Genomic DNA, 22,775 nt, shown 5'->3' on the forward strand with positions numbered 1-22,775 from the left:
TCCGGCCAATACCAAGAAATCCTAGGCTATTGACGCACACCCGCAACAAGAAAAACATATTGGCGTAATATTAGGCGGCGATCAGCCCATGACCGCGCAAGGCAGCCAGAATGTCTGCGACGACGGATCGCGCCTCCACGTCAATCACGCCGCCACCGACCGGTCCTGCGATTGCCGCCATTCTCGCGCCCACCACTTTATCTTCGTTCAGGTAGACGCCGTCTTGGCGGATCGTCCCGGCCCGCCATTCTGTCCCCTCGTGAAAAACACGGTGATCGCGGTCGGCGACGGCGACGCAAAGGCCCGCACGCGGCGGAACAAAGCGCCATCCGCCTTCGGTCCACAGCGCGATCGCCCCCATCTTTCCGGCCCAGTCGCCTGTTGCCCCATCCGCCACGATCCAGCATTGCCCCACCAGCGGCGTGCCCGGCGGACTGGCCAGATCGGCGCTTTCCACCCGTGCGTGCAATAGCGCATCGATCAGCACCAATGCCTCATTATGCGTGATTTCCTTCTGCGCCTGCCCTGCAAACAGCAGCGGCAGCGCCCATCGCGCCGTTCCGTCCATGACCTATTCTCCTCTTGGTTCCGTTCAGGCGACGAAGTCGCCCTCGCCTCAGGCGACAAAGCCGATCGCCGCCACCCGCCCCGGTGCCAGCGTCCCCATCTGCCGCACCTCCACGACCAGCGATCGCCCGGCGGTGCCATCGGCCGCCACCATCGCCGCGTCATAGGTCCATTGCGGCACCCCGCTTTCGGCGCTGCGCACCACGGCCCCACCGTCCAGCAGCCGGATGGCATAGCGCTCCACCTCCTCGCCCAGCGGGACGTCGCCGCCGCTATTCCATCGCCATCCCGCCCGGCTGCGCCTGATCCAGCCGATGCGCCATCCGCCACCTTCGCCCCGCACCGTCAGATGCACCGGCGATGGCGGCATCAGCGCCGCGCCTTCGATGGTCATCGCCGCCTCCACCGGCGCGACATCGCCCAGGCCCAGCGCCGCTACGCGCAACGACGCGCCCGGCTCTCCCACGCCACCTGCCACCGCCAGCGGCTCGATCAGCCGCTCTTCCTCGATCAGCAGGAACGGCTCCCCCACTTGATGCCCCGCCATCGCCCATTCGGTTCCGCGCAGCCCCCGGCGCAGCCCGCTCAGCCGATAGCGATCCGCCCCGATCCGCTCGGCATGCTCGAACTGGATCAACTCGCCCCCCACCAGACACAGGTTGCGCCCCTGCCCCAACGCCGCCTCGTCCGCGCCACCCAGCATCATATCGTCGGCCAGCAACGTGACGCGCAACGAATGACGCCGATCCACCAGCGTCGCGCTCCCTTGCGGCAATATATCGTCCGCCACCCCCATCACCGCCCGCAACGCGCTGCACCCGATCGGCATCGCTTCGCCGCTTTCGCTCATCACGAACAGCGCCGCACTGCGCCAGCCTGCGCCGCCGCTTGCCGCCGCGACCAGCAAAGGCGCACTCGCCACCCCGTCGCGGATCGGCGGCAGGTCCGCCAGCATCAGGCGCGTCACCCCATGGGGCGCATCCACCTGCCGCACGATCGCGCCCGACGAAGCCCCCACCGGCAAAGTTCCACCAGCCCCCGGCACCCGCCGCAGCGCCAGCCGCACCGCCATCGCCTCCCATTCCCGTTCCTCGATCCGCCACAGCCCCGGCACCTGCGCCACCTCCACCACCGCACCGGGCGCCAGCGCCAGGGCCCGCCAGTCGCAACGCAGCGTCATCGTCGCCCGCCCGGTCCATCCATCCGCCAGCCGCGCCGCAGCCAGCGCGCGCGCATCGTCCGCCGCCATCACCACGGGCAGGTCCATGCCCACTTCCTGCCGCCCAACTCCCGGTCGCGTCACCCGCTGCACCCCGGCCTGATAGTCGCGCGCCGCATCATGATGTCGCAGGCTCAGCGCCACCGGCACGGCATCGGCCGCCGCGCCCGATCGCTCGGCCGGATCGACATCCCGTCCGTTCACCCGCCGCGCCAGCCCATCCGCGTCGATCGCGCCCTCCGCCCCGTCACCAACTGCCGCCAGCCGCAATCCCGCGCCATCCGACCGCAGCGCCAGCCCATAGGCCTCGACCAGCGGCGCGATCGCCGCCCGCACATCGCCCCCGCTCGCGGCAAAGCCAGCCACTTGCGCCAGCCCCTCACCACCCAGCCGCCCGTCGCTCAACGCCCCGGCCACCGCACCGATCGCCACCGGCCCGTGATCGGCCGCCACTTCAAAGGTCAGCGACGGAATCCGATTGCCATAATCGGCCAGCGCCAGATCCTCGAACACGACATAGGCGATCCCCCGGTGCGCCGGGGTCACCCCAATGCCTTGCGCCGCCGCGATCAGCGGATCGACCGCCTGATCCTCTCCACCGCCATGCACGCGAAAGGCGGACAACTCCGTCTTGAAATCCCCCGCCGCCCCGCGCAGCAGATTGCCGTCCGCCCAGATGCGCCTGATTTGGCCGATCGTCCGCGCCGACAGCGCCACCGCAAAACTGGCGGAGTAACTATAACTGGTCACGCTCCCCCGCCCCTTGCCACCGCCGCTCCGGCTCTGCACTTCCTTCAGGTCCGTGGCCCAGATCACCGTGCCCGCCACCCGCATCGTCCCGAACAGCTTGGGCACCTGCGTGCCGTAACTGGACGTCTGCACCTGCAAGTCGGCCAGCCGTGCGCCTTCTCGTCCCTTGGGCTTGAACAGGATCTGATGGTCGATGACGTTGCCGATCAATCCCCCGATCGCCGCCCCGACCGGCCCGCCCAGCGCCGTCCCCACCGCCGTCAGCACCACCGTCGCCATATGTCCCTCCCCGAAACGTCCCCAAAACCTCCGTTCGCTTCGAGCGTGTCGAGAAGCGGCAAGCGCTGCGCTTCATGTTTCTCGACTTAGTTTACCCTGAGCGCCTGCCTTGGCAGGCAGTCGAAGGGCTCGAAACGAACGGACCTTTGATCTATTCCGCTCTCCACCATCCGATTACCGGCCACGGCGACACCCCCGGCATCTCCACCACCCGCCCCAGCCCCGCATGGGCGTGGACAAAGCCCGCCTCGGTCCCGATCATCAGATGCAGTTGCAAAGGCCCCGGCCGCACCAGCGCCAGATCGCCCGGCCGCGCGACGTCCACCAACCGCAACCCCGCCGCGCGCAGCCAGCCCTCGGCCCGCGGCACATCCCCGCTGCGCAGCCCATAGGCGCAGGGCGCCTCCCGCCCCAGCGCCACCGCCGCCAGCCCCACGCAATCCAGCCCCGCCTCGCTCCGCCCATGCAGCCGGAACGGCACGCCGATCATCGCCCGCGCCCGCTCGACCACGCTATTCATGCGCCCGGATAGCGGGTCAGCAAATCCATCCCCGGCAGATAGGGCTCGCCGCGAAAATTCACCGCATTGCCAAAGCGCCCCGCGCAGGTCGCCAATTGCCGGTCGCATCCCTCGCTCAGCAGTGCCAACGTCCCCGCCGCCACCGCAAAGGCCGGCGGATCGCTCAACGTCACGCCGTTCACGCCATTATCCACCACCCCCTGCACCAGCCCGGCATTGGCCCCGCCCAGCCATCGCAAAGTCCCGAACGCATAAGCCCCCGCCGTCAACCCGCTCACGGCGACATCCGCCTCCTCGACACTCCCGACCACCACGATCCGCCGCCGCCCCGCCATATCGACCCGGCAGGCCGTATCGCCCAGCCGCGCCCGGCAATCGGGCGAGGTGGACGGCGCCACCGGCCCGCCCAGCACCGCCGCCGCGCCCAGCAGCTCCGCCGTAAATGCCCCGCCCTTGCGCGCCACCGCGCCCATCTCGCCCCGCGCCAGCAACAGCCACAGCGCGCCCGGCGCTTCCCACTGCGTCAGCCGCACCTCCAGCGCCGCGCCGTCCCATCGCCCGGCCATCAGGTCCGCCTCGCTGATGGCATCGCTCGACAGCGCGCCCGCCACATCGCTATCCTCGCCCTCCAGCCCGATGCCGCTCCGCACCGCCGACGGCGTCATCCCCGGCGCCGCGCGATAGCTCAGCCCGCCGATCGCCATATCCCGATCATGGCTCGTCAAACCGATCGTCACCCCATCCCGCCGCTCGATCCGCCAGCAGAACGCCAGCGTATTGACCGGCTCGCTCAGCCGCTCCCCATCACTCATTATAATGCCGCTCATTCGCGTATCTCCACCAGCATCACCGAAGGCGCCTCACCCGCGGCAAAGGTCGCGCGGTTGATGTCCAGCCGATCCTCGGCAAAGCGCACCGGTACATCGAACCGGTATCCCGCGGTCAGCACCACGCCCGCGCCCGGCGCCGTGTCGAACGCGATCACGCCCAACCCCGCATGGCTCCATCCCTCGATCCGTTCCACGCCATCGGCCGCCACGCGGATGCTGCCCGGCACCGGCCGGGTGATGATCCGCCCCTGCGCCTCATCGCCCGCGCCATAATGGCGCATCAGCTGAAAGGCGGTCGTCACCCCATCGCCCACGCCCAGCCGCTGGTCGATCGGCCCCGGCGCCACGCCCGGCGCGCCGCTGCGATCGTCATAGGGATCGGTGAAGCGAAACCCGCGCGCCGCCCCCCGACGCGCCCGAAAGAAAGCGATCAGCGCAGCAATGTCCGTCTCCGACCGCACCCCTGGTCCCGCATCGAAGGACAATCGCGCATCCGCCCAATCGGCGCTGCGCCGCTCATGCCCCGAAGGGCTTTCGACGATCTGCGTCGAAAAGGCCGGCGACACGCTCGCCTGGCTGCCCATCGCGATCGGAAAGACTATATCGTCAAAGGCTTCCACATCATCCTCCCCATCCTGTCTGAAGCAGGTAAAGCCATCACGGCACACTTGCGGCAGCGCCCAGATGAAGGTCTGCGCCGTCCCCCGCGCCATCGCCGCCTGCGCCGCCTTGGCGATCAGCCCCCATTGCGCGGCCTGCTCCGGCAGCAGCACGAACCCCGCCAGATAATGCTGCTCCGCAATCGGATAGCCCAGCCGTGCCGTCGCCGCTGCCACGCCCTTCGCCGTCAGGCCGGGCCGCCCCTCCGTCACCCAGTCATAATCTTCCAATTGCAGTATATCGAAGGCCGGCGCTGCCCAGCCCACCGGCATGTTCGCCCGCTTGGCCTCCGGCGCGCGCGGGTCCAATATGGTCGGCAGATAGGCCAGCAAATGCGTCACCGCCCCCGGCGCCACCGCCTTCACGGATGCACAGAGCGCTGCCGTCGACGCCGTCAGCAAAGCCCCCGCCGCATCCAGCAGCGCGCATTGCCCGGCATCCAGATCGCCCCAGACACTGGGGATCGACACCACGGCCCCACCCAACGCCGCCCGCGCCGCATCGTCATAGAGGCATATCCGTCCATCCCCCGGCATCACCCACCACCAGGGTTCACCGACCTGAAACAGGATCGGCAACCCCGCCTCCAACCCCATGGAAACAAAGGCGTCCGCCACCTGCTGCAAATAGGCCATCGCGCCAGCATGCGCCGGCGACAGCAAAGTGGACGGCGGCACCCATCCGGTCAGCGCCGGCGCGCCATCCTCCGCGCGCTGCTTCCAGTCGTTCCAGCAATGCGCATCGAACAATTCATAGGACAGCGACCAGATGACATCGAAGCCCAGCGCCTTGGCCCGCACCGCAAAGTCCCGATGCCACGCCGCGCAGGCCGCATTCAGCACCCCGCCGCTCAGGCTGACGTAAAGCCCGTCTCCCAGCCGTTCGAGCCGGAAATAATGGCTCATCCCCACATAATGGTTGATCGCCCCGCGATACCCCAGCGCATGGATCGCCCCGACCACCCGTTCGGGCGTCTGGTTGAAACAATCATCATAACCGGTCGCCATGGACAGCCCATGTTCGGGCAGCATCACGTCGCCGATCGCCAGCACCGACCCCGCGCCCTCGCACGCAATCTCGCTCAGCTCCGCCCACCCCTCGACCGCAGCGGCAAAGGGCGTATCCCCCTCATCATAGCCGGGCGGCACCAGCGATATGAACATCCGGTCCACATCCCCCGCCCACACCGGGTCGTCATCCTCGGGCAGGTCGAAACCACCCGTCAGCGCCGCAAAATCCAGCCTGATGACAGCATCTTCCGGCCCACCGCTCGCATAGTTCCACAAGCGCACATACCAGGCGCGCGGGGCACCGTCCGCATCCCGCCCCTCGATCGTCAGCGTCGGCCCATGCGTCTCGTCCAGCCTGCGCACGCCCCCGCTGCGCCAACGAAAAGACAGGGTGCAATCCCGAAAGTCCCGCCGCGTTTCATAAGCGAGCAGAGGATGACTCCACCCATCCACCGCGTCCCAGATCAGCCCCGCCAGATCGCCCGACCCGTAAAAGACCGCATCCACCCGCACCGCGTCCGGCGCGGTCGTCACGACGCTCGCCATCATCGGTCGCGGAAAATTGACGGTCCAGTGCGTCGCGGCAAAGCGCTTGATCCAGCGCGCCTCCTGCCCCCGCCGCTTGTCCGCCAGCCAATATCCTGTCCCGCTCATCAGCCCAGCGCCCCCTTCACCGCCCGCGCCACCTGCCGCGCACTGCGCGCCAGCAAGCGCGGCTCGCTCTCGCCACCCCGGCCATTGACCGCGATGCTCACCCGCACGTCCCGCCCGCCGCCGCCCTGCGCGACGACCTGCCCGCTCGACGTCGGCACGAACATTTCCGGTCCCCGCTCGCCGACCATATAGGCCCGCCCCGGCGCCACCGGCCCACCGGTGGCCCGCCCCGGCAGACCCAGCGCCGACGTCAGCAACGACGCCCCCAGGCTCACCAGCCCACCGGCACCACTGCCGCCGCCACCCACCGCCGACCGCAAGGCACTGGCCGCAATCTCGTCCAGCACGCTGACGGCCATCCGCCGCAGATCCTCGAACCCGAACTTGCCGGTCCGCACCGCCCGCATCAGCCCCTGCTCGATCCGCCGCCCGGCCCGGTCCGCCCCCTCACCCAGCGGCCCCTCCAGCCCCGCGCGCATCGCCTCGACATCCCGGCTCAGCCCCTGCGTATCGGCCCGCACCCGCACCACCAAAGTCTCGATGTCCTCGTCCATATGACTGCCTCTCAACCTGAAAAGCCCCTCCCCATATGGGGAGGGGTTGGGGTGGGGGCGTGCCCCACACATTCACCGTCATGCCCTCAATCCGGCATTACCCCCATCAACCGCCCCAACTCCGCCCCATCCACCCCGGCCTCCACCGCTTCCTCCCCCCGCGCCGCGCGCAACACCGCCGCCAGTTCCGCCGGGGTCGCGCCCCAGAACTCATCGGGCCGCCAGCCCAGCAGCCACCCGGCCACCCCCGCCAGCCGCCCCGCCGCATCGGCAAAGCGCGTCATTTTCCCGCCAATATCTGTTGCAAAATGGCTTTCAGCACCGGCGTCACCTTCGCCAGCCCCACCGCGACGATCGCCTCGCCCAGCGCCTCGCGGCTCAGCGCGTCGCGATCCACCAGACAATGCCAGAACAGCGCAACCAGATCGGCCAGCGACAATTTCCCGTCCGCCGCCCGCTCGACCAGATCGAACAGCGGCCCCAATTCCTGTTCCGCCGCCACCAGCGCCCCGAAACTCGGCCGCAGCGCCAGCCGCTCCCCGCCCAGATCCAGCGCCGCTTCCCCGCGTTCGGGATTCGCTGCCCCGGCGCTCATTCGCTCACCACCGGACCTGAGCTTTCCAGGCTCAGCGCATAATTGCGCTCGCCATTATAATCGCCGGCATAGTCGAGCCGCGTGACCAGAAAGCGCCCGCGCATCCGCTCGCCGCTTTCGAAACTCAGCTCATATTGCTCGATCGTCCCGGCCAGCGCATGGCCGCGCACCCGCACCTCGGCCGCAGAGCCCGTGAACAACCCCGCCGCCGATACGCTGACCGACCGCACCCCTGCGCCCGACAGCAATTCGCGCCAGCCGCCCGAATCCTTGCTGGTGATGTTCACCGCCTCGCCATTGACGGACAGTTGCGTTGTCCGCATGCCGGCCACCGTCGCATATGTTGCAGGCATGTTGCCATCGCCCACTTTCAACAGAAACGCACTTCCCTTTTCGACGCCCATGGCGCATTCTCCCGACAAGCGATCCCGACACGCGGAACACCCTGTTCCCACCCGGAAAATCGCGAAAAATTAGGGGACTCGGCGCCGGCCCGACCATCAGGTCGCAACCGTCCTGCGCCGCTTATGGAGAGGTCTGTATGATTGTTGCTGCTTCGCTCATGATGATGCTGGCCACCGCGCCGTCCGCCGACGCGGTCGGCACCGGGCGCAAGGATTTTTCCAAATGCCTGAGCGCCCAGGTCCAGCCCGCCCTCGACAAGAAGCTGGCCGTCGGCGATTTCCAGTCGGCAGCCAAAAAGGCCTGCGCCGACAAGGAAGCCGCCTTCCGCTCGGCGATCGTCGCCTCCGACAAGGCCGACAAAATGTCGGACGCCGCCGCCAATTCGGACGCGGACGACCAGATCAGCGAATATGTCGACAAGATCACCAGCGAATATGAAGAAAGCAGCCAGCCCCGCTGACCTCGTTTCTCTCCCCGCCAAGAGGGGAGATTGCAAAGCCCTCTCCCGCCTTCGCGGGAGAGGGTTGGGTGAGGGTCTTCTTACTGGATCAGCGCCAGACGGATGGCCTCAATTGCGCCATCAAAATTCTGGATCGCATCGTGGTTCCAGATACGCAAAAGTCGATAACCCTGGGCCAGCAACCATGTCGATCGCGCTACATCCCTGTCTTCGTTATGTTGGCCACCATCGAGTTCGATGATCAATCGCCGCTCCACGCACAGAAAATCGACAATGAATGGACCGATTGTTGCCTGACGACGAAATTTGAAGCCATCCAATTGGCGATTGCGAAGAGCGGCCCAGAACTTTTGTTCGACATCCGTCGCGTCACGGCGCAGTCGCGCCGCGTGTGGGCTGATCTGACGTCGGACGGGCTGCATCCTTCTATCGTACAGGAAGAAAGACCCTCACCCAACCCTCTCCCGTGAAAAACGGGAGAGGGCCAGTATAAGCCCTCACCCCTCCCGCACCATCCGCAACCGATAGTCGATCACCGCCCGCCATCCCGCAGGCGCCCGTCCCCCGTCGCGCCCTTCATCCCGCGCCACCCGCGATCGCACCAGCCGGGCTGTGACGATCCGCCACCCGTTCTGCACGCTCAGCCCCGCCACCACCGCATCGATCCGCGCGATCATGTCGCCCAGCCGCCGCGCCACCTCATCCCCCACGCGCAGCGCGAGACTGATCCGCACCTCCCGCCCGTCCATATCCTTCCCGCCCCAGTCCGCCCCGATACAGGCGTCGACATAGGCATAGGGCACGCTCGCCCGCCCCGGATCGCCATCGAACAGGCCGTTCAGCCCATCCATCAGCGCCCCGTCCGCCCGCAATGCCGCGATCACCGCCGCCCGCGCCACCACTTCCGCGCTCATATCTGCCCTCTCCCCACATCCCGAAACGCCCGATCCCGCCACCAGCGCCCCATCAGCCCAGCCCCGGACGCCCGCACATCCTCCCCCTCCACCACAGCCTCGACGCCCATATCCCCCAGCACCGCCGCAATCCGCGCCCGCCGCGCCGCCGCCCGCGCCTCCAGCAAGGCCACCAATCGCCCCCTCACGCCAGCCGCATCCGCCGGAACGGCCGCCACAGCGCGCTCACCACCGCCGGCGGCGCCGCGCTCTCGGCCCCCCGCGCCGAAAAATGCTCCGCCGCCAGCCGCACGATCCCCTGCCGCAGCGGTTCCGGCAGCCCATTCATCTCCGCCGCCAGCCCGGCCCGGTATCGCACCTTCAACCGCTCGCCCGCCCGCGCCCGCGTCGATCGCACCCATCCGTCGCCCGCTGCGTCGATGTCGATCGCATAGGCCTCCACCGGCAACGCCAGCACCACGCCCTCGCCATCCACCGCCTCGACCTCGTCGATCGCCGCCACCGGCCGCGCCGCCAGCCTTTGCCAGCTGCCATCGCATGCCACCGTCTCGCCCACCGCGCGCCGCACCAGCCACTGCCCGGTAAACTGCTCGCACAAGGCCGCCGCACTGCGCAGCAACCCCGCCAGCACCGCATCCTCGCCCGCCGTCTCGATCCGCAAATAGGCTTTCAACTCCGCCAGCGATGCCGCCAGCGCCCCGCTCTCGCTCTCGTCCACCATCGCTTTCAGCGCTCCTCCACCCGCATCGTCACCGACCGTTCATCCACCTGCCCGTCGGACAAGGTGACGCGATTGGTCAGCCGATAGACGCGCCCGACAATTCCACCGTTCACCCGCGCGCTGCTGCGCTGCGCCTCGAACGCGCTCGCCTCGATCGCCAGCCCGCCTTCTTCCTGCGGCGCCACAGTCCACAGGCTCGCCACCAGGCTCTGCCCCGCCAGATAGGCGGACCAGTCGATCGCATGATCCACCCGCGCCTGCGGGTCTTTGACAGTCAGGCTCATCGCACCTTGCTCCCCTTATTCGCCTCCGGCCGCATCGCGCCGTCCCGCATGCCCACGCGCGCCTCCAACCCCGGCCGCACGCCCCATCCCCATGGCCCCCGCCATGTCTGCACCCGCACCTCGCCCAAGGGCCGCGCGCCGATCGCCTCACCCGCCAGCATGGCCGCTTGCCTCTTCCAGCAACGCCAATCTTGCCTCCAGCCGCGCGATCGCCCGCCGCTGCCACACCGCCTCCAGCGCGAAACATTCGTCGTAACGCAGTCCCCACCGGTCGCCCGCCGCTCGCGCCGGCACCCCGTCCTGCGCGGGCACGGCCTCCCAACTGTCGTGGCACACCAGCCCCCATCGCACCGCCGCCCCGTCGCCCAGCCGCTGGTCGATCGCATCGCGCACCTGCTGCGCCACCAGCCCCATATGCCAGCGCGCATCCTCGCCTTTCTCCGCCACTGCCTCGACGAAGCGATAGCGCTGCCATTCGACCGCCCCCCATGCCTCGATCAGCGCCGAGTCCGCCACGCCGACATCGCATTTGGCCCGCGCATCGGATGTATTGATCGTCCCGCTTGCGGCATAAATGGTGGACCATCGATGGGCCGCCGTGCCCCATGCCAGCCCATTATCCGTCAATGGCCGCCCGCCGCTGGCAAAGCTCGTCTCCACGCTCGCGCCGATGGCAAAGCTGGTCGCGCTCGCCGTCAGATAGGGCGACACCGCCAGGTTGCTGTTAGGCCCGATGGCAAAGCGCGTCCCATCCGCATTGCCGAAATAGAGCGTCCCCGCACTGGTCTGCGCCGCAAAGCAGCAATTGAAATTGCTCCCCGTCCGCGCCGCCGACAGGACGGGCGCGCTGCTCGCACTGCAACTGATGGCCCCGCTCGCCCGCGAAATCGCGATCGCCGTCCCCAGCGCCGCGCCGCCATCATCCATGCGCCGCAACGCGAAGTCGGACCCGGCATTGCCCCCGCTATTGGCGCTCGCCATGCGCTCGACCCGCCACATCTCCACGCCGCCCGTGCCCAGCGACAGCGCCGCACTCTGCCCGTTAACCGCACTCACCACCGCATGGGCAGGCCCCGCCGCCGGCGCCAGGCTGAAGGCGGACAGGCTCGCCGTCCCCCCGCTGATCGCCACCGCCCCGGCCTGCTGCCCCGCCATGCTGCCCAGCCCGCTGATGTCGCTCGCGGGGATGGTCGCGCTCGCGCTCATCGCCGCTGCGCCATTCCCCTTCACATAGCCGGTCAGGCTCGCCGCCCCGGTCCCGCCGCGCGCCACCGCCAACTGTCCCGACCAACTCACGCTGATCGACGCCGGCGTCAGCAACGCCGTCGCCGCCCCACCGCCCAGCGTCAGCCTGACATTGGCATCATCCACCTTCGTCAGCGCACCGCCAGCAGGGCCAGCCGCGATCGCCGCCGCCAAGCCCTCGATCGCGTCGATCCCATGGCCATGCCCCTCGACCCGCGCGACCCAGTCGGCATGCAGCGCCAACCCGACATGCTTCTCCCCCGCGACGAAATCCACCGCCGCCCCGCCCGCCGAAGAGGCATGCGGCACCCGCACCAGCCGCCCGCCCGGATCGATCGTCCCGCGTCCCGCCTCCCACTGCCCCGGATCGACCACCCCCTGAATCACATAAGGGAAAGTCGCACCGACACTGATCGCGGCCGCAAAGCCACGATAGCCCGGCAACGGTCCGCCCAGCATCAGCGGTCCCGCCCCCGCATCCAGACAGACCTCCCGCACCAGATCCGCCATCTCCCAATCCGTGATCGCCACAGCCACCCCCCATAAAAAGGGGGGAAAGCCCAAAAGCCTCCCCCCAAAGCTTCTCCCCTTGGGGGAGAAGGATACGAAGCCTTGCCAGCTTGCTGGCTAGGCGCAGTTGGATGAGGGGGCAGCACGCCCCCTCCCATCATCAAGAAGCCGCAAACTTCATCAATTTGATCGCCTCGCTGTTCGCCACCGCGCCGCCGATCCGCTTGACCGCATAGAAATGCACGAACGGCTTGTTGCTGAACGGATCGCGCAGGATGCTCGTGTCGCTGCGTTCGGCGATGACATAGCCGGCCTGGAAATTGCCGAAGGCGATCGACAGGCTGTTCGCGGCGATATCGGGCATGTCCTCGGCCTCCCTCAATGCAGGCATTGTAGAGGATGCGTTAACGTGGGCAATTTAGGCAGGACGCATGACGCAGAACGCAATCATATACGCGCGCTTTAGCACGATCGAACAAAGCAAGGGTTACTCGCTCGAACGCCAGATGAAGAATGGCCGGGAATATGTCGAGCGCAACGGCTGGCATGTCGAGTCGGAACTGAAGGATGAAGGCAAAAGCGCGTTCCACGGGAGCAACCGTCTTGAAGGAACTGCGCTTCATACGTTTGAGGCAGAAGCCCGAAACGGGCTGCATCGGGGCAAAATCCTGTGCGTCGAAAATATCGACCGATTAAGCCGCCAGGGAGCAAAAGCAGCCGCACAGCTTGTATGGGCGCTCAACGGCCACGGCGTTGATGTTGCGACATGGCACGACCGTTACATCTATCGAGCCGACGGTTCCGGCGACCTGATGGAATTGTTCAGCGTCATCATCAAAGCGCAGATGGCCTACGAAGAAAGCCTGAAAAAGAGCCAGCGCAGCAAAGACAACTGGGCGAAGAAATATGCCGATATCGAGAAAGGTGCTGGTGTCACGTTCGGCGGCAAGCCAGCTTGGATTGATACCGTCGATGGCAAGCATGTCATCAACGAGGATCGCGCCGCCGTTATCAACGAGATGTTCGATTGGTATATCGACGGACTGGGCTACATGGCCATTGTCCAGAAGCTGAACGACCGACAGGAGCCTGTTTGGCACACAAAGGAATATAAGAACGCCAAGGGTGGCTGGCAGTTCTCATACGTCTATCGCCTCATAAACGGACGCACCGTGATCGGCGAGTTTCAGCGGAATGGCACGGAAACAATCTCGACCGATTTTTACCCCGCTGCCGTCACATTAGAAAAATACAATCGCGCCCATGCCGTCATGATCGGTAAACCGAAACTAGCAGGCCGTGACAGCAAAAGGAAAAACAACCTGCTGTCAGGCATGGTCATTTGTTCCGAATGTCAGAAAGTGGCCGGATACGAGAATAAGGGCAATTCGAAGCACCGCTATGTCACCAAGAGCGGAGAAGTCCGTCTGTATGGAGTGACGACCGGCAATCACGAGACGCTGGTATGCGATGCCTACCGCCGCAAACATGGATGTCAGAACAAAGCCCGGCACTATTATCGGATCGTGGAAAAGGCTGTCCTTGATACCGTGCTGCAATTGACCGTCGATGATGAACAGGACACTGAGCAGCAGCGTGAAGCGCGAGATGCCATCGGGTCTATTGAACGCGACATAGCGCTGAAAACCCAGCAGATGAATAATCTCGTTGACGCCCTCGCCGACGGAGGCGCGAAGGCGATTGTAAGCAGGATTGCAATGCTTGAGACCGAGATTGACCTGCTCCAAGGCAGACTACAGGCAGCGAATGACCGCTACTTGATTGCCTCATCCGCCCCTTCAAAATCAGATGACACCGAGTTTATCCGTGGCCTACGCGACGAATTAAGCAGCGATGACCCGGACATTCGCTTCTACGCCCGGTCGAAAACCAATGCGGCCCTCAAGCGCGTTATCGAACAAATCTACATCTGCCCCGATAAGACATTCATCGTTGAGGCCGACGTTGCCGTATGGCACTTCGATGAAACGGGCAAAGTCATAGGTGGCCAAGCCCTATAAAAGAGCGCCCCCATGCGGGGCGCTCCATCACTGTTACAAAGCTGCCCGCGCAGCAATTGCCGTATCGACCAGCTTTGCATCTGCTCCGCGTTCCAGAAGCGCATTACGGGTATCTTCGACCGACAAACCGTTGACGTCGATGTAACGGGCAACGCTCTTCTTCATTGCGATCAAATCAGCAGGAGGGGCTTTCTTCGACTTGCTCGGCTTGCGGCTCCCTGATGCCTTGGGCGTGGATGAAACCGAACCGCCGGAACCCAAAGCAGCTTTGATCTGATCGTCGAATTCCCCCGCATTAATGTCCGCGATGATGGACTTTGCAAGATCGGCGAACTTCAAAGAGCTAACTGGGAAATGCTCTTCGCGACCGTCGATGTGGATGCGCTTATCGTTAAGCGTAGGACGAAATTGAATTTCGTTGTGATGGCCAATGGTGAAGTCTCTGCCACCGGGTCCAGCCTTTTCGCCGGCTACCTGCTTTGCCGCCCGTTCGATCCGCTTAACGAACTTAACCCGACCGGCCTCTGCATTATACGGTGCCACATGAAAAAGCGCAGCTTGTTCTTCTGAGCTTTTGAACTTCGAATAATCTGGCATGATGACCTCCTGTTGAATTAAACTGAACCACGCTTGCCAAGGATCGGCGGCATTTCGCTGGCCATCTGATCCTCAATGAACGGCAGTAGGATGCTCTGAACACCTGCCACCCCGATGACCTTCACGATCAGATTGCCCGGAATGTCATTGGGCCAATACTTCAAATGGATAGCGAAAGTCGCAGGGTTTGCCTCGATAAGATGCTGACGCAGCCGTTCAGCAGCCTTCTCCGATTTGCCGACGTAGAGGCACCGGCTACCGAGACAGCCCTTACGCTTATTGACGCGAGCAAATGCCCGACGATCCTGCACGGGCAATGTCTTGTTCGCTGCCTTGTTGCCATCTACGACCTGATAGACGCGCTCCAACGGCACATCGTCATCGAAGCAGATCGCATAAACGGCCAGATGCTTCTTGCCCAACCGAGCAGCGATGGCGTCGCAATGCTCTTCCATCCGCTCAGTGCCGATGTCAGCCATGGGGATAACCCATTCAACCGGATCGAGAAGCGTCCCCTCTTCAAGCTGACCAGCCAACGTCCTGAGTGTGTCAGCCGTTCGCGCTATCAGATCGGGAAGCGTCGTCTGATCTTCTACTTCCAAAGCCGCTGCTATGACCTGCAAATCCGGTTCCTTAAAATGTGACGTGATGCGTTCTGTAAATATGAATTATGAACCAGACCCTAAAGCCACCGAGCGCCAGTGACAATCCCCTCCCATTGCTGATCCTAAAGGTAGCCGACTGGATCGACATCAAACCCTCCTCGACATTCGACACTCTTAAACTGGTCATAAACGCAATCGATGATCCAGAAGAGAACGAAAGCCTGAGCGATATGATGGACGTGCTTTTAGATCATAAAGGTGGATACGAGTGGAAGTTCCTAGATGAAGAACTCGATGACCCAGATATGAAGATCGTTGTCACACGGCACATAGGCAACGTAAAGGCATATCGACACATAGCGGCACTGTATATCAGAACACCCATGCTGAAAGCTGCGCTGAAAGACATACTTTAGATTACCCACTAAGCCATAAGCCCTGATATTCATCCCAAGATAGCATGGAAAGCCGTCAAGATACGGGCTTATGGCTGACTACCAGATTGGATGACCGAGAGACGCTTAGGGGCAAGCGAAAACGCGGTTTGATTTAAATAGACAGATGGACACAACGACAACAACGGGAGAAACCGTGGCGAAAGAACCGAAACCGAATGGTGCGATAGCCCTCAGTGTGAACGCCAAGGCTGCTGGCAAGGACATGCAGGTTAAGGCTAAACGCAAGCGGAAGCAGCCATATAGGCGAACTGAGAAACTGACCGAGGAAATCTGGGCAAGGCTGGCTGCCGGTTATTCACTCATTGAGATATGCGAAGATGAGAAGATGCCTGCGCGTGTCACACTGAATAAGTGGATGGCTGCCGATCCTGACTTTGAGAAGTTCATTGACGACGCCTACAAATGGAAGGCCCGCTATTTCGGTGAAGCCATCGAGAATGTCGCGTCCGGTGGAAGTCTCAGCACAGGCGACATCCGCCGTGACGAATTGAAGGTGAAGGCGTTGATGTGGCTTGCAGGCAAATACAATCGCAAGGTCTTCGGTGATGCTGTGCAGCATGAGGTCACGGATACGAGGCCGGTCATCAACCTACCCGCGCAGTTTGCTGGGTTCGGCTTGCCGGTTATTGATGTCCCTCACAGCCCCGTAGATCAGTCAGAGCAAGTTCAGCTACCCAACACGCCCGCCCTGCCCGTCTAGTTCTCATAGACAGCCTGAGGGTGTCGTTGGCACACAGGCACAATCGTATATGACTACACTCTACAGCGAGCCATTTGACCCCGGTTATCTGGCTCGCTTTAGACTTGATTTCCAGCCCATAAGATACAATCGCACATGGTCTTAGAGGCTAATGAGGAAGTCCATCATGCTCGTAGGCTATGCCCGCGTATCCACAACAGACCAAAGCAACAGCATCCAGACTGACACGCTCACTCAACATGGTGTGGAGAGACTGTTTGAAGAGCAACAGTCAGGCAAGACCGCTGACAACCGCCCCATCCTGCAACAATGTCTGGACTTCGTGCGTGAGGGCGATGTTTTGGTTGTGACCCGACTGGACCGCATTGCCCGCTCTGCCCGTGACCTGCACAATGTCATCCATACCCTCAATGCCAAGGGTGTGGGGTTCAGGTGTTTACAGCAAGGGGAAATGGACACGACGACCAGTCACGGCAAACTGCTGCTCGGCGTCCTCGCGCTCATGGCGGAGTTCGAACTGGACATTCGGCAAGAGCGGCAGCGTGAGGGCATCGTGAAGGCGAAAGCTGCCGGGGTCTATAAAGGTCGCAAAGCCACGATCAACCGGGATGAAGTCGCGGCGTTAAAGGCTAGTGGGCTTGGCCCCCGTGCCATTGCAAAGCAATTGAAGTGCAGCGAAGCATCCATCTATCGCATCCTACAACCCAGCCCCGTAGAAGCCCTGTAAGCACCACAGCTCCGTAGAGCTAACCGACAGCCCCGCTGATCCCGATGGGCTGCGAGCGGGCTTCTACGGGCATCAGTGATAGCATGGAGGGCGAGTGGTCGGACCCTTGGGGTGTATATCGACCTGTGTGTGGGGCGCTGCATGGCTAAGAAACTAAATTCCTCACTTTCTGAAACGGACCTTGTAGGAGATTTTTTCAAGTCTTGTATTCAGCTAATCGTCATCTCGACCTTTTCAATTATTTCTCGAAGATGAGCTGGCATAGCGTTTAACAGGGTCTCAGTAGTCTTGACATCGAAGCTGTAGGAAGGATCCAGCTTTACTTCCAACATCAAATTGCCGTTTCGCGTATTGATAACCCCGGCGTTACATCTGTATCTTCGATGAAAATGATCTGAGAGCTCTTTCACTTGATCCATGGTTGTAGAAGGCTTGAATACGAAATTATATTCGACCAGTTCATCATTTTTTAGAACGGCACCATGAGCGCGTCGATTGATTTCCCTCATCATTTCAATCTCAGAGGGGCGAGATAACCTCGCTTCTATCTGCGTTAGCCGGTCCAAAATAAGCTGCTCTGCCGGAACGACCTTCTTCGTTGGCTCCAAAACCTCGAACGTCCCAAACTCTTCGATAAACGATGTAAACGTGTCAGATTTTTTCTGCTCGTGAAGTCTCTGGATCCGATCTGCGAGCTTCTCGATGAAATCAGTTGTGTGATGGATATGCAGGTCACGCGGATAACCCAGATGCTCAATTACCTTCGTATCGAAGGGAATTGTATCATAGTCGTCTGTGATGATGACCACGGGCTGCTTGAACGTGATCCGCATACCCAGTTCGAACATGACGTTCGGATTTACGCCAGAGACATCGCAGACCACCACGGGATTATCGTAGAGGTTATTGATGATCCTACGCTGTATGACATCGCCCTCGAAACTATCGGAGACAATCTGAGGCGTCATGTCCGCCTTGATGATCGCGGCGTCGATTACCCGGCGAACGTCGATCCAATGGGCAGCATCGTACTTTGGTGGCATCGCTGCAATCGGCATGATGATGCCGCAGACTGGCTTTGCTTCTGTCGCCGCTTCTGCCGTTGGTGCCTTCGCCATTCATACCCCCTACTGTCGCGATATCCTTAGCGCGTTCATTCGAAATATAAAATGGTCATCGGTGCGGATTGCCCCCGTAATGATAACATGTCATGTCTCGACCATGGGGCAACGACTATCGCAATTCGCCACGCTGGCATCTAAGATGACAACCAGCAGTGCTATGAACCCCGGCTTAGTGTTTTGCTGCATTGTCGTGCCTATAGGGTTGCTTGGTGGAATATCTTTCTTCCATGTTGGACTTCCGATCCCCGGCACGATCTTCACCCTAATCGGCTGCTACCCGATCTTGATCGTAGGATGGCAGCTTGTTCATTTTACCAAAAAAGAACCTGACCGCCTCCAGCGTGAGCAGCACGTTGAAAAGATGCAGGAAATTCGCCATGCGCTTGCCGTGAAAGATCACGGCCACATCACGGAGATCCCGATAACCGGAGATTTGACCGGCAATCCCCAGTTGGAGGATCGCAGCAGTGAATAACTACCTTCTGTCCTACAACACGCTTTCAGGTCGCCCTAGCGAGGGACAATTGCTGAACCATGTCCGTATCAGTCGGCATGTGGAGCAGTATTACCAGCCGTTTTTCGGCACCTATATCATAAAGAGCGAGCAGCCGATTTCCGTCGTCACGGAAGGGTTCAAGGGGCTTTTTGAAGATGCCCCGTTCATGATGACGCAGCTATTCCCGCATGTGTCGGGTGGGTCACTCCCGCCAGACATTTGGCACTGGATCAACCACGGCTTTATTCCTGCGCCGCCCCCTCCGACCGCGCCGCCACCAGCTAACACGCTTGGTGGGCTGTTAGGACTGGCAACTGGTCGCCAGGACTGGAAAGGGTGAAGACGGCTTTCATTGCTTGACGTGAAGGCAGTAGGTCAGGCGCTACAGGCCAGCTTAAACAGCATGGCTTCGTCCTCATACTCGAATGCGAAAATCAGGTCGTCCTTTTCCTGAACTCCATGGAAGATGGCGTTACGGGGGCCAGTGTTGAGGTCATCCTTTCCCACGACATTATAGGCACCCACTTGCCATGTGCGAGGTCGGTCCTCTTTGGTCGAAACCCGAATTTCGACTTGTCCGCGCGCATTTTTTGCCAGCCAATCATGCATCTTGGAAATCTGGCTGCCGTCCTCGTAGGGGATGTTGGTCTGATATGTCATGGGATCAAAAATCCAACTTGAAGCTGGCCTTGATCGCAGTGCCGGGTGGCAAGGTGGCGATTTCCAGATTTTTCTCGACCATCACGTTAAGCATGATGGCCTTCAACTGATCCGCCATCGGAACAGCTTTCTCGTCCTTGTGGACTGTCGCGTCGGTACGAACACGATGCAGTTCTTGCTCCGCGTGGGTTTTTGCAGGCTCCAGCAGCGTGTCAATAATAACCTGACGGGCAGCGGCCTCAGGATCAGCAGCCTTGGCAATTTCGGGATATTTCGAGAGATCGACGTTGAACGAGACGTTGAATTTGGACGACAAAATGGCCCCCTTTGATGGTACGACTGCTCTAAAAGGCTACTGGTTAAAGGACTGTTGCTTGCAGACGCTACTACGCTGAGAGGATGAAATTCATTGGATCGTCGGGCCACGATTGTCGCACGGCCGCAACTGAATTATTCCAGCGAATATCCTGTCTCGGACTGGACATACACAAGCCACGGCGTAAACGGTTCCAATTCAAATTCTGCGTACTCTTAAAGGTGATGTTACTCATGAATGATGTCGAACTGGCAGAGCATCAATTGCTCGTCTCGCTATTCATCGATTATCATGTCAATAATGGTCGATGGTTTGATCGCGCACTAGCAGCATCTGATTACAATGTATCAATTAGCGAGCATTTATTTTCATCTTTGTCGTACAGTTTTCAAAAACGCGGATGGACTGAAGTCACTGAATGGAATGACCAAGGTGATTTGAAAGCCGCGACAGCGATCCGGCCAGACGCTTATGCTGAAGTCCAGTCCCAAATACTTCGCTCGCTGGATGCCGACACATTCCTTGTTGATGCTGCAACGAAGCGCATAACTACCGACGCACAGGATATTGACGAGAAGCTAATCCCATGCAGTGAAGGCTGGTGGCTAGCGACAATTGGTCCAAAAGCTGTGAAAGCAGAGCCTTCGCCAGTAGCATCGCATCCGGCAGTCAATCACGCAGGGCGGGACATTTACAATGGGCCGGTCACGATGACCAACAAAGATGCGGCTCAGAGCGCCGATGGCTGGACGCGTTGGGGGGTATATATTGCAATAGCCGGATTAGCGCTCTCAGCAGCAGTCTGGTATTTCTCAGCCGATTTTCCACTGAAACTCAAACCTGCGGAAGCTCAAATAGATCCGGCGAATGTGCGACATTAGGTAGGCGTTTCGAGGCAGTTTGAATCCTAGTTAGTCAGGTATGAAATCATAACGCTCTGCCTCGATGATGACACCCTCACACTCGAACTGCACAACCTCATCGAACTTACGATAGAACAGCGCGTGATCTGCTACATGTATGAACCCCTCATCGCTGTCCCAGTGCTGGGCATCAAGCTCTACAAATCGGGTCAGGTCATCTACGAGGTCATCTAGGGCAACAAACATCTGCACAAACTCCACTGTGTCCGTGCCAGACTATTTGCGCTCACCTGACTGCCCGCGTCATCCACTCATTGACTATCTGGTGATTTTTCTGACTGTCGCTTTCTGCCATACGACCTGACCGGCTCTGTCATCGCTCTGTCCATCGTCCATCCCAGACGATTGATCCGGCCCAATAGGCAATCACTCGACATACCGGCTTGCGCTGCCCATTCGCTGACGTGACGCCTGACGCCCTGCCATTCGATGAAGTATTGCTTGGGGTAGCCTCTTGCTGCCGTGCGCGGTGTGTCGCCTAGCGCCTCGTCTAGCGTCCATCCGTAGGTCGTGAGACGATGCGACATCGCCGTAGGGCTGATGCCCTTATCGCTGGCCCATTCGCTCATCGTCTTGGTCACACCCCTGTATGTGATCGGCTCCATGCGGGGTTGATTGGGAGCAGGCTTGCGTATCATGTTGAGGTTCTGCTCGCTGCGCGTCGTCCATCGACAGTTGCCCACATGATAGCCCTTGCTATGATCAAGACGGCCTAGAACGTGATCCAGTGACGGGCGCTTGCCCATATCGTCTAAGAAGGTCTGGAAGCTATCATACCATTCGTCACTGACCGTGATGCCGCGTTCCCCATACTTGGGATAGAACGGATGCTTCTCGTTCCGGCAGCGGTGACGCATGTTGTTCCATGACTGCCATTCAGGTTTGTTGTCTCGGCATACGCCCTTTTCTGTTCTCGCCATTATACCCCTGAGCCGTTGACCAGCTTCCTCTATTTTTTGTTCGTATTGATATTTATAAAGCAGGGATAATTGGACTTGTGAAGTATTCGCGGAGCCACACATTGGCGTGGCAGAAGATGTGGGGGACAGAGTGATTAAGGCATTGAAATATGTCGGCGGAGCAATTTCGTCCACCGCCGGGAGCGTCGCATCAGGGGCGAAGTCCGTTCTTGTCGGAATCGGTAAGGCGATCCGTGAATCTGAGGATCGGAGAAAATCGGAACGGCTCGCTTCGCTTGGTTCTTTCAAGCAGGTCAAGAATGGCGTTGACTGTGATGTCAGTGCCGCTGAGTTCCTCGCCCATATCGATGTGAAGTGGATTTATGCTACCGGCGCGTATTCCAATCATCTTACCGGAGAGCGGTATCTGGTGCGAGAACGAACGTCCGCAGTTGATGCTTTTCAAGCATCCGAAGGAACAGTATTCGATCAGGATCGTGACAGTAACTTCACCCCCAGTGACTATTGCCATGGAATCCTGTTCAAAAATAAGGATGGGCGGCTATTTTTGATCACATTCAGGGGAACGCAAACTCTTACGACTTTTGCCGATGAAACTGAAGAGAGGCGTTGGTCCGAGGAACACATGAGCTACGAAGGATATAAGGCCCTTTACAGCTAGAGCGATAGACATGGCAATCGTCGCGATCATTGGCTTGGGTATCTTCTGGCTATATTTTTCGGCCTATTTTGCGGATCGTGGACTGCACATCAGATCAAGGGGATCGCTCAGGTATCAGCGCCGGAAAGCGCGCCGCATGGGCGTGGATGCCGATCAAGTCGATGTCCGGCCCCGAAACGCGAACAAACCAATTCCCGATCCACGGCACGGTAGCCATGTGGAAGGCGTGAACCGGATTTTGGCGTCAACGCTGCTGATGCTCGTAGGACTGCCCGCGATTGTGATCGCAGCGCTGCTTGTGAAGTACGTGCCGGATATTGGATGGCCGCTTGCGCTCGTATTGTTAGGCGCGACCGGATGGCTAATTTATCGGCGCAAAGCATGACGAGC

General features: G+C 61.3%; 33 protein-coding genes and 1 pseudogene. 10 read left to right on the forward strand and 24 right to left on the reverse strand.

Annotation, left to right across the window (positions count from 1 at the left end; all coding sequences use genetic code 11):
• Positions 1 to 70: 70 nt before the first annotated feature.
• From F4U95_RS09015 to F4U95_RS09055, 9 genes are all read right to left on the reverse strand, one after another.
• Complete coding sequence (locus tag F4U95_RS09015) at positions 71 to 568, reverse strand: DUF2793 domain-containing protein (RefSeq protein WP_150425436.1); 498 nt, start codon at positions 566 to 568, stop codon at positions 71 to 73.
• A 48-nt stretch (positions 569 to 616) separates the two neighbouring features.
• A complete protein-coding gene (locus F4U95_RS09020) occupies positions 617 to 2,815 on the reverse strand; it encodes a phage tail protein (RefSeq protein ID WP_150425437.1) in 2,199 nt (732 codons plus the stop codon).
• A gap of 151 nt (positions 2,816 to 2,966) precedes the next feature.
• Positions 2,967 to 3,335 carry an NlpC/P60 family protein gene (locus F4U95_RS09025; RefSeq protein ID WP_150425438.1) on the reverse strand — a complete coding sequence of 123 codons (369 nt, stop codon included), beginning with the start codon at positions 3,333 to 3,335 and terminating at the stop codon, positions 2,967 to 2,969.
• The gene (locus F4U95_RS09030; protein ID WP_150425504.1) at positions 3,332 to 4,147 is read right to left on the reverse strand and encodes a DUF2163 domain-containing protein; all 816 of its coding nucleotides are present in this window, start codon (positions 4,145 to 4,147) and stop codon (positions 3,332 to 3,334) included. The genes F4U95_RS09025 and F4U95_RS09030 overlap by 4 nt, the downstream gene beginning before the upstream one ends.
• Positions 4,148 to 4,158: 11 nt before the next feature.
• Positions 4,159 to 6,489, reverse strand: a complete 2,331-nt coding sequence (locus F4U95_RS09035) for a DUF2460 domain-containing protein (protein ID WP_150425439.1) — start codon at positions 6,487 to 6,489, stop codon at positions 4,159 to 4,161.
• Complete coding sequence (locus tag F4U95_RS09040; protein ID WP_150425440.1) at positions 6,489 to 7,043, reverse strand: tail tape measure protein; 555 nt, start codon at positions 7,041 to 7,043, stop codon at positions 6,489 to 6,491. Before F4U95_RS09040 ends, F4U95_RS09035 begins: the two co-directional genes overlap by 1 nt.
• 86 nt (positions 7,044 to 7,129) lie before the next feature.
• Positions 7,130 to 7,327, reverse strand: coding sequence for a phage tail assembly chaperone (locus tag F4U95_RS09045; protein ID WP_150425441.1), 198 nt, complete (start codon positions 7,325 to 7,327; stop codon positions 7,130 to 7,132).
• Positions 7,324 to 7,638 (reverse strand): gene transfer agent family protein, encoded by a 315-nt coding sequence (locus F4U95_RS09050; RefSeq protein WP_150425442.1) that lies wholly within the window; start codon positions 7,636 to 7,638, stop codon positions 7,324 to 7,326. The genes F4U95_RS09045 and F4U95_RS09050 overlap by 4 nt, the downstream gene beginning before the upstream one ends.
• Positions 7,635 to 8,042: a phage major tail protein, TP901-1 family gene (locus F4U95_RS09055; RefSeq protein WP_150425443.1), complete on the reverse strand. Its 408-nt coding sequence runs from the start codon at positions 8,040 to 8,042 to the stop codon at positions 7,635 to 7,637. The genes F4U95_RS09050 and F4U95_RS09055 overlap by 4 nt, the downstream gene beginning before the upstream one ends.
• A gap of 137 nt (positions 8,043 to 8,179) precedes the next feature.
• On the opposite strand from F4U95_RS09055, the gene F4U95_RS09060 reads away from it, so the two are divergent.
• Entirely contained in the window at positions 8,180 to 8,503 is a 324-nt protein-coding gene (locus tag F4U95_RS09060) for a hypothetical protein (RefSeq protein ID WP_120250367.1), read from the forward strand.
• Between the two features lie 80 nt (positions 8,504 to 8,583).
• On the opposite strand, the gene F4U95_RS09065 is transcribed toward F4U95_RS09060, so the two are convergent.
• The 8 genes and pseudogenes from F4U95_RS09065 to F4U95_RS09090 all read right to left on the reverse strand — a co-directional run.
• Positions 8,584 to 8,925, reverse strand: coding sequence for an endonuclease domain-containing protein (locus tag F4U95_RS09065; RefSeq protein ID WP_150425444.1), 342 nt, complete (start codon positions 8,923 to 8,925; stop codon positions 8,584 to 8,586).
• 75 nt (positions 8,926 to 9,000) lie between these two features.
• Complete coding sequence (gene gp17 / locus F4U95_RS09070; protein WP_150425445.1) at positions 9,001 to 9,417, reverse strand: tail completion protein gp17; 417 nt, start codon at positions 9,415 to 9,417, stop codon at positions 9,001 to 9,003.
• Entirely contained in the window at positions 9,414 to 9,590 is a 177-nt protein-coding gene (locus tag F4U95_RS24580; RefSeq protein ID WP_161600385.1) for a hypothetical protein, read from the reverse strand. The genes gp17 and F4U95_RS24580 overlap by 4 nt, the downstream gene beginning before the upstream one ends.
• An 11-nt stretch (positions 9,591 to 9,601) precedes the next feature.
• Positions 9,602 to 10,138 (reverse strand): head-tail connector protein, encoded by a 537-nt coding sequence (locus tag F4U95_RS09075; protein WP_150425446.1) that lies wholly within the window; start codon positions 10,136 to 10,138, stop codon positions 9,602 to 9,604.
• 5 nt (positions 10,139 to 10,143) lie between these two features.
• Positions 10,144 to 10,422, reverse strand: a complete 279-nt coding sequence (locus F4U95_RS09080) for a phage fiber-tail adaptor protein (RefSeq protein ID WP_150425447.1) — start codon at positions 10,420 to 10,422, stop codon at positions 10,144 to 10,146.
• Complete coding sequence (locus F4U95_RS24775) at positions 10,419 to 10,583, reverse strand: hypothetical protein (RefSeq protein ID WP_170267483.1); 165 nt, start codon at positions 10,581 to 10,583, stop codon at positions 10,419 to 10,421. Before F4U95_RS24775 ends, F4U95_RS09080 begins: the two co-directional genes overlap by 4 nt.
• Entirely contained in the window at positions 10,570 to 12,198 is a 1,629-nt protein-coding gene (locus tag F4U95_RS09085; protein ID WP_150425448.1) for a tail fiber domain-containing protein, read from the reverse strand. Before F4U95_RS09085 ends, F4U95_RS24775 begins: the two co-directional genes overlap by 14 nt.
• 139 nt (positions 12,199 to 12,337) lie before the next feature.
• Positions 12,338 to 12,553 (reverse strand): annotated as a pseudogene (locus tag F4U95_RS09090) (phage major capsid protein); the annotation flags it as partial.
• Between the two features lie 55 nt (positions 12,554 to 12,608).
• Here F4U95_RS09090 and F4U95_RS09095 point away from each other — a divergent pair.
• Positions 12,609 to 14,198: a recombinase family protein gene (locus F4U95_RS09095; RefSeq protein WP_150425449.1), complete on the forward strand. Its 1,590-nt coding sequence runs from the start codon at positions 12,609 to 12,611 to the stop codon at positions 14,196 to 14,198.
• Between the two features lie 33 nt (positions 14,199 to 14,231).
• On the opposite strand, the gene F4U95_RS09100 is transcribed toward F4U95_RS09095, so the two are convergent.
• Together F4U95_RS09100 and F4U95_RS09105 are read right to left on the reverse strand one after the other, a co-directional pair.
• Positions 14,232 to 14,795, reverse strand: coding sequence for a hypothetical protein (locus tag F4U95_RS09100; RefSeq protein ID WP_150425450.1), 564 nt, complete (start codon positions 14,793 to 14,795; stop codon positions 14,232 to 14,234).
• 17 nt (positions 14,796 to 14,812) lie between these two features.
• Positions 14,813 to 15,418, reverse strand: a complete 606-nt coding sequence (locus F4U95_RS09105; RefSeq protein WP_150425451.1) for a hypothetical protein — start codon at positions 15,416 to 15,418, stop codon at positions 14,813 to 14,815.
• Between the two features lie 47 nt (positions 15,419 to 15,465).
• Between F4U95_RS09105 and F4U95_RS09110 the strand changes: the two genes are divergently transcribed.
• The 3 genes from F4U95_RS09110 (at position 15,466) to F4U95_RS09120 (ending at position 17,285) form a co-directional block, all read left to right on the forward strand.
• Positions 15,466 to 15,816 carry a hypothetical protein gene (locus F4U95_RS09110; protein ID WP_150425452.1) on the forward strand — a complete coding sequence of 117 codons (351 nt, stop codon included), beginning with the start codon at positions 15,466 to 15,468 and terminating at the stop codon, positions 15,814 to 15,816.
• A 145-nt stretch (positions 15,817 to 15,961) separates the two neighbouring features.
• Positions 15,962 to 16,558: a terminase small subunit-like protein gene (locus F4U95_RS09115; protein ID WP_150443122.1), complete on the forward strand. Its 597-nt coding sequence runs from the start codon at positions 15,962 to 15,964 to the stop codon at positions 16,556 to 16,558.
• A gap of 166 nt (positions 16,559 to 16,724) precedes the next feature.
• Positions 16,725 to 17,285 carry a recombinase family protein gene (locus tag F4U95_RS09120; RefSeq protein ID WP_150425454.1) on the forward strand — a complete coding sequence of 187 codons (561 nt, stop codon included), beginning with the start codon at positions 16,725 to 16,727 and terminating at the stop codon, positions 17,283 to 17,285.
• A 209-nt stretch (positions 17,286 to 17,494) separates the two neighbouring features.
• On the opposite strand, the gene F4U95_RS09125 is transcribed toward F4U95_RS09120, so the two are convergent.
• Positions 17,495 to 18,403, reverse strand: coding sequence for a hypothetical protein (locus F4U95_RS09125; protein ID WP_150425455.1), 909 nt, complete (start codon positions 18,401 to 18,403; stop codon positions 17,495 to 17,497).
• 103 nt (positions 18,404 to 18,506) lie between these two features.
• Here F4U95_RS09125 and F4U95_RS09130 point away from each other — a divergent pair, with 103 nt between their 5' ends.
• Together F4U95_RS09130 and F4U95_RS09135 are read left to right on the forward strand one after the other, a co-directional pair.
• Positions 18,507 to 18,884, forward strand: coding sequence for a hypothetical protein (locus F4U95_RS09130; RefSeq protein ID WP_211364654.1), 378 nt, complete (start codon positions 18,507 to 18,509; stop codon positions 18,882 to 18,884).
• Positions 18,877 to 19,245: a hypothetical protein gene (locus F4U95_RS09135; protein WP_150425457.1), complete on the forward strand. Its 369-nt coding sequence runs from the start codon at positions 18,877 to 18,879 to the stop codon at positions 19,243 to 19,245. Before F4U95_RS09130 ends, F4U95_RS09135 begins: the two co-directional genes overlap by 8 nt.
• Positions 19,246 to 19,280: 35 nt before the next feature.
• On the opposite strand, the gene F4U95_RS09140 is transcribed toward F4U95_RS09135, so the two are convergent.
• Together F4U95_RS09140 and F4U95_RS09145 are read right to left on the reverse strand one after the other, a co-directional pair.
• The gene (locus F4U95_RS09140) at positions 19,281 to 19,565 is read right to left on the reverse strand and encodes a hypothetical protein (protein WP_150425458.1); all 285 of its coding nucleotides are present in this window, start codon (positions 19,563 to 19,565) and stop codon (positions 19,281 to 19,283) included.
• A gap of 4 nt (positions 19,566 to 19,569) precedes the next feature.
• Positions 19,570 to 19,881 (reverse strand): hypothetical protein, encoded by a 312-nt coding sequence (locus F4U95_RS09145; RefSeq protein ID WP_150425459.1) that lies wholly within the window; start codon positions 19,879 to 19,881, stop codon positions 19,570 to 19,572.
• Positions 19,882 to 20,114: 233 nt separating this feature from the next.
• Between F4U95_RS09145 and F4U95_RS09150 the strand changes: the two genes are divergently transcribed.
• Positions 20,115 to 20,762, forward strand: a complete 648-nt coding sequence (locus F4U95_RS09150) for a hypothetical protein (protein ID WP_150425460.1) — start codon at positions 20,115 to 20,117, stop codon at positions 20,760 to 20,762.
• 30 nt (positions 20,763 to 20,792) lie between these two features.
• On the opposite strand, the gene F4U95_RS09155 is transcribed toward F4U95_RS09150, so the two are convergent.
• Together F4U95_RS09155 and F4U95_RS09160 are read right to left on the reverse strand one after the other, a co-directional pair.
• On the reverse strand, positions 20,793 to 20,990 hold the full coding sequence (locus F4U95_RS09155) for a hypothetical protein (RefSeq protein WP_150425461.1): 198 nt from the start codon (positions 20,988 to 20,990) through the stop codon (positions 20,793 to 20,795).
• Positions 20,991 to 21,055: 65 nt separating this feature from the next.
• Complete coding sequence (locus F4U95_RS09160; RefSeq protein ID WP_211364655.1) at positions 21,056 to 21,826, reverse strand: hypothetical protein; 771 nt, start codon at positions 21,824 to 21,826, stop codon at positions 21,056 to 21,058.
• 4 nt (positions 21,827 to 21,830) lie between these two features.
• Here F4U95_RS09160 and F4U95_RS09165 point away from each other — a divergent pair, with 4 nt between their 5' ends.
• Both F4U95_RS09165 and F4U95_RS09170 read left to right on the forward strand, forming a co-directional pair.
• Complete coding sequence (locus F4U95_RS09165; protein ID WP_150425463.1) at positions 21,831 to 22,385, forward strand: hypothetical protein; 555 nt, start codon at positions 21,831 to 21,833, stop codon at positions 22,383 to 22,385.
• 10 nt (positions 22,386 to 22,395) lie between these two features.
• A complete protein-coding gene (locus tag F4U95_RS09170) occupies positions 22,396 to 22,770 on the forward strand; it encodes a hypothetical protein (RefSeq protein ID WP_150425464.1) in 375 nt (124 codons plus the stop codon).
• Positions 22,771 to 22,775: the final 5 nt, after the last annotated feature.

Source organism: Sphingobium limneticum, from assembly GCF_008710165.1.
GTDB lineage: Bacteria > Pseudomonadota > Alphaproteobacteria > Sphingomonadales > Sphingomonadaceae > Sphingobium > Sphingobium limneticum.

Coding starts and splice junctions, on each gene's coding strand:
- F4U95_RS24775 (WP_170267483.1), bottom strand. CDS start 10,583: ATGCTGGCGGGTGAGGCGATCGGCGCGCGGCCCTTGGGCGAGGTGCGG.
- F4U95_RS09030 (WP_150425504.1), bottom strand. CDS start 4,147: ATGAGTGATGGGGAGCGGCTGAGCGAGCCGGTCAATACGCTGGCGTTC.
- F4U95_RS09050 (WP_150425442.1), bottom strand. CDS start 7,638: ATGAGCGCCGGGGCAGCGAATCCCGAACGCGGGGAAGCGGCGCTGGAT.
- F4U95_RS09130 (WP_211364654.1), top strand. CDS start 18,507: ATGGGGCAACGACTATCGCAATTCGCCACGCTGGCATCTAAGATGACA.
- F4U95_RS09140 (WP_150425458.1), bottom strand. CDS start 19,565: ATGACATATCAGACCAACATCCCCTACGAGGACGGCAGCCAGATTTCC.
- F4U95_RS09025 (WP_150425438.1), bottom strand. CDS start 3,335: ATGAATAGCGTGGTCGAGCGGGCGCGGGCGATGATCGGCGTGCCGTTC.
- F4U95_RS09160 (WP_211364655.1), bottom strand. CDS start 21,826: ATGTGTGGCTCCGCGAATACTTCACAAGTCCAATTATCCCTGCTTTAT.
- F4U95_RS09040 (WP_150425440.1), bottom strand. CDS start 7,043: ATGGACGAGGACATCGAGACTTTGGTGGTGCGGGTGCGGGCCGATACG.
- F4U95_RS09060 (WP_120250367.1), top strand. CDS start 8,180: ATGATTGTTGCTGCTTCGCTCATGATGATGCTGGCCACCGCGCCGTCC.
- F4U95_RS09125 (WP_150425455.1), bottom strand. CDS start 18,403: ATGGCGAAGGCACCAACGGCAGAAGCGGCGACAGAAGCAAAGCCAGTC.
- gp17 (WP_150425445.1), bottom strand. CDS start 9,417: ATGAGCGCGGAAGTGGTGGCGCGGGCGGCGGTGATCGCGGCATTGCGG.
- F4U95_RS09055 (WP_150425443.1), bottom strand. CDS start 8,042: ATGGGCGTCGAAAAGGGAAGTGCGTTTCTGTTGAAAGTGGGCGATGGC.
- F4U95_RS09110 (WP_150425452.1), top strand. CDS start 15,466: ATGAACCAGACCCTAAAGCCACCGAGCGCCAGTGACAATCCCCTCCCA.
- F4U95_RS09080 (WP_150425447.1), bottom strand. CDS start 10,422: ATGAGCCTGACTGTCAAAGACCCGCAGGCGCGGGTGGATCATGCGATC.
- F4U95_RS09100 (WP_150425450.1), bottom strand. CDS start 14,795: ATGCCAGATTATTCGAAGTTCAAAAGCTCAGAAGAACAAGCTGCGCTT.
- F4U95_RS09120 (WP_150425454.1), top strand. CDS start 16,725: ATGCTCGTAGGCTATGCCCGCGTATCCACAACAGACCAAAGCAACAGC.
- F4U95_RS09095 (WP_150425449.1), top strand. CDS start 12,609: ATGACGCAGAACGCAATCATATACGCGCGCTTTAGCACGATCGAACAA.
- F4U95_RS09015 (WP_150425436.1), bottom strand. CDS start 568: ATGGACGGAACGGCGCGATGGGCGCTGCCGCTGCTGTTTGCAGGGCAG.
- F4U95_RS09020 (WP_150425437.1), bottom strand. CDS start 2,815: ATGGCGACGGTGGTGCTGACGGCGGTGGGGACGGCGCTGGGCGGGCCG.
- F4U95_RS09150 (WP_150425460.1), top strand. CDS start 20,115: ATGAATGATGTCGAACTGGCAGAGCATCAATTGCTCGTCTCGCTATTC.
- F4U95_RS09115 (WP_150443122.1), top strand. CDS start 15,962: ATGGACACAACGACAACAACGGGAGAAACCGTGGCGAAAGAACCGAAA.
- F4U95_RS09075 (WP_150425446.1), bottom strand. CDS start 10,138: ATGGTGGACGAGAGCGAGAGCGGGGCGCTGGCGGCATCGCTGGCGGAG.
- F4U95_RS09045 (WP_150425441.1), bottom strand. CDS start 7,327: ATGACGCGCTTTGCCGATGCGGCGGGGCGGCTGGCGGGGGTGGCCGGG.
- F4U95_RS09065 (WP_150425444.1), bottom strand. CDS start 8,925: ATGCAGCCCGTCCGACGTCAGATCAGCCCACACGCGGCGCGACTGCGC.
- F4U95_RS09035 (WP_150425439.1), bottom strand. CDS start 6,489: ATGAGCGGGACAGGATATTGGCTGGCGGACAAGCGGCGGGGGCAGGAG.
- F4U95_RS09155 (WP_150425461.1), bottom strand. CDS start 20,990: ATGTTTGTTGCCCTAGATGACCTCGTAGATGACCTGACCCGATTTGTA.
- F4U95_RS09170 (WP_150425464.1), top strand. CDS start 22,396: ATGGCAATCGTCGCGATCATTGGCTTGGGTATCTTCTGGCTATATTTT.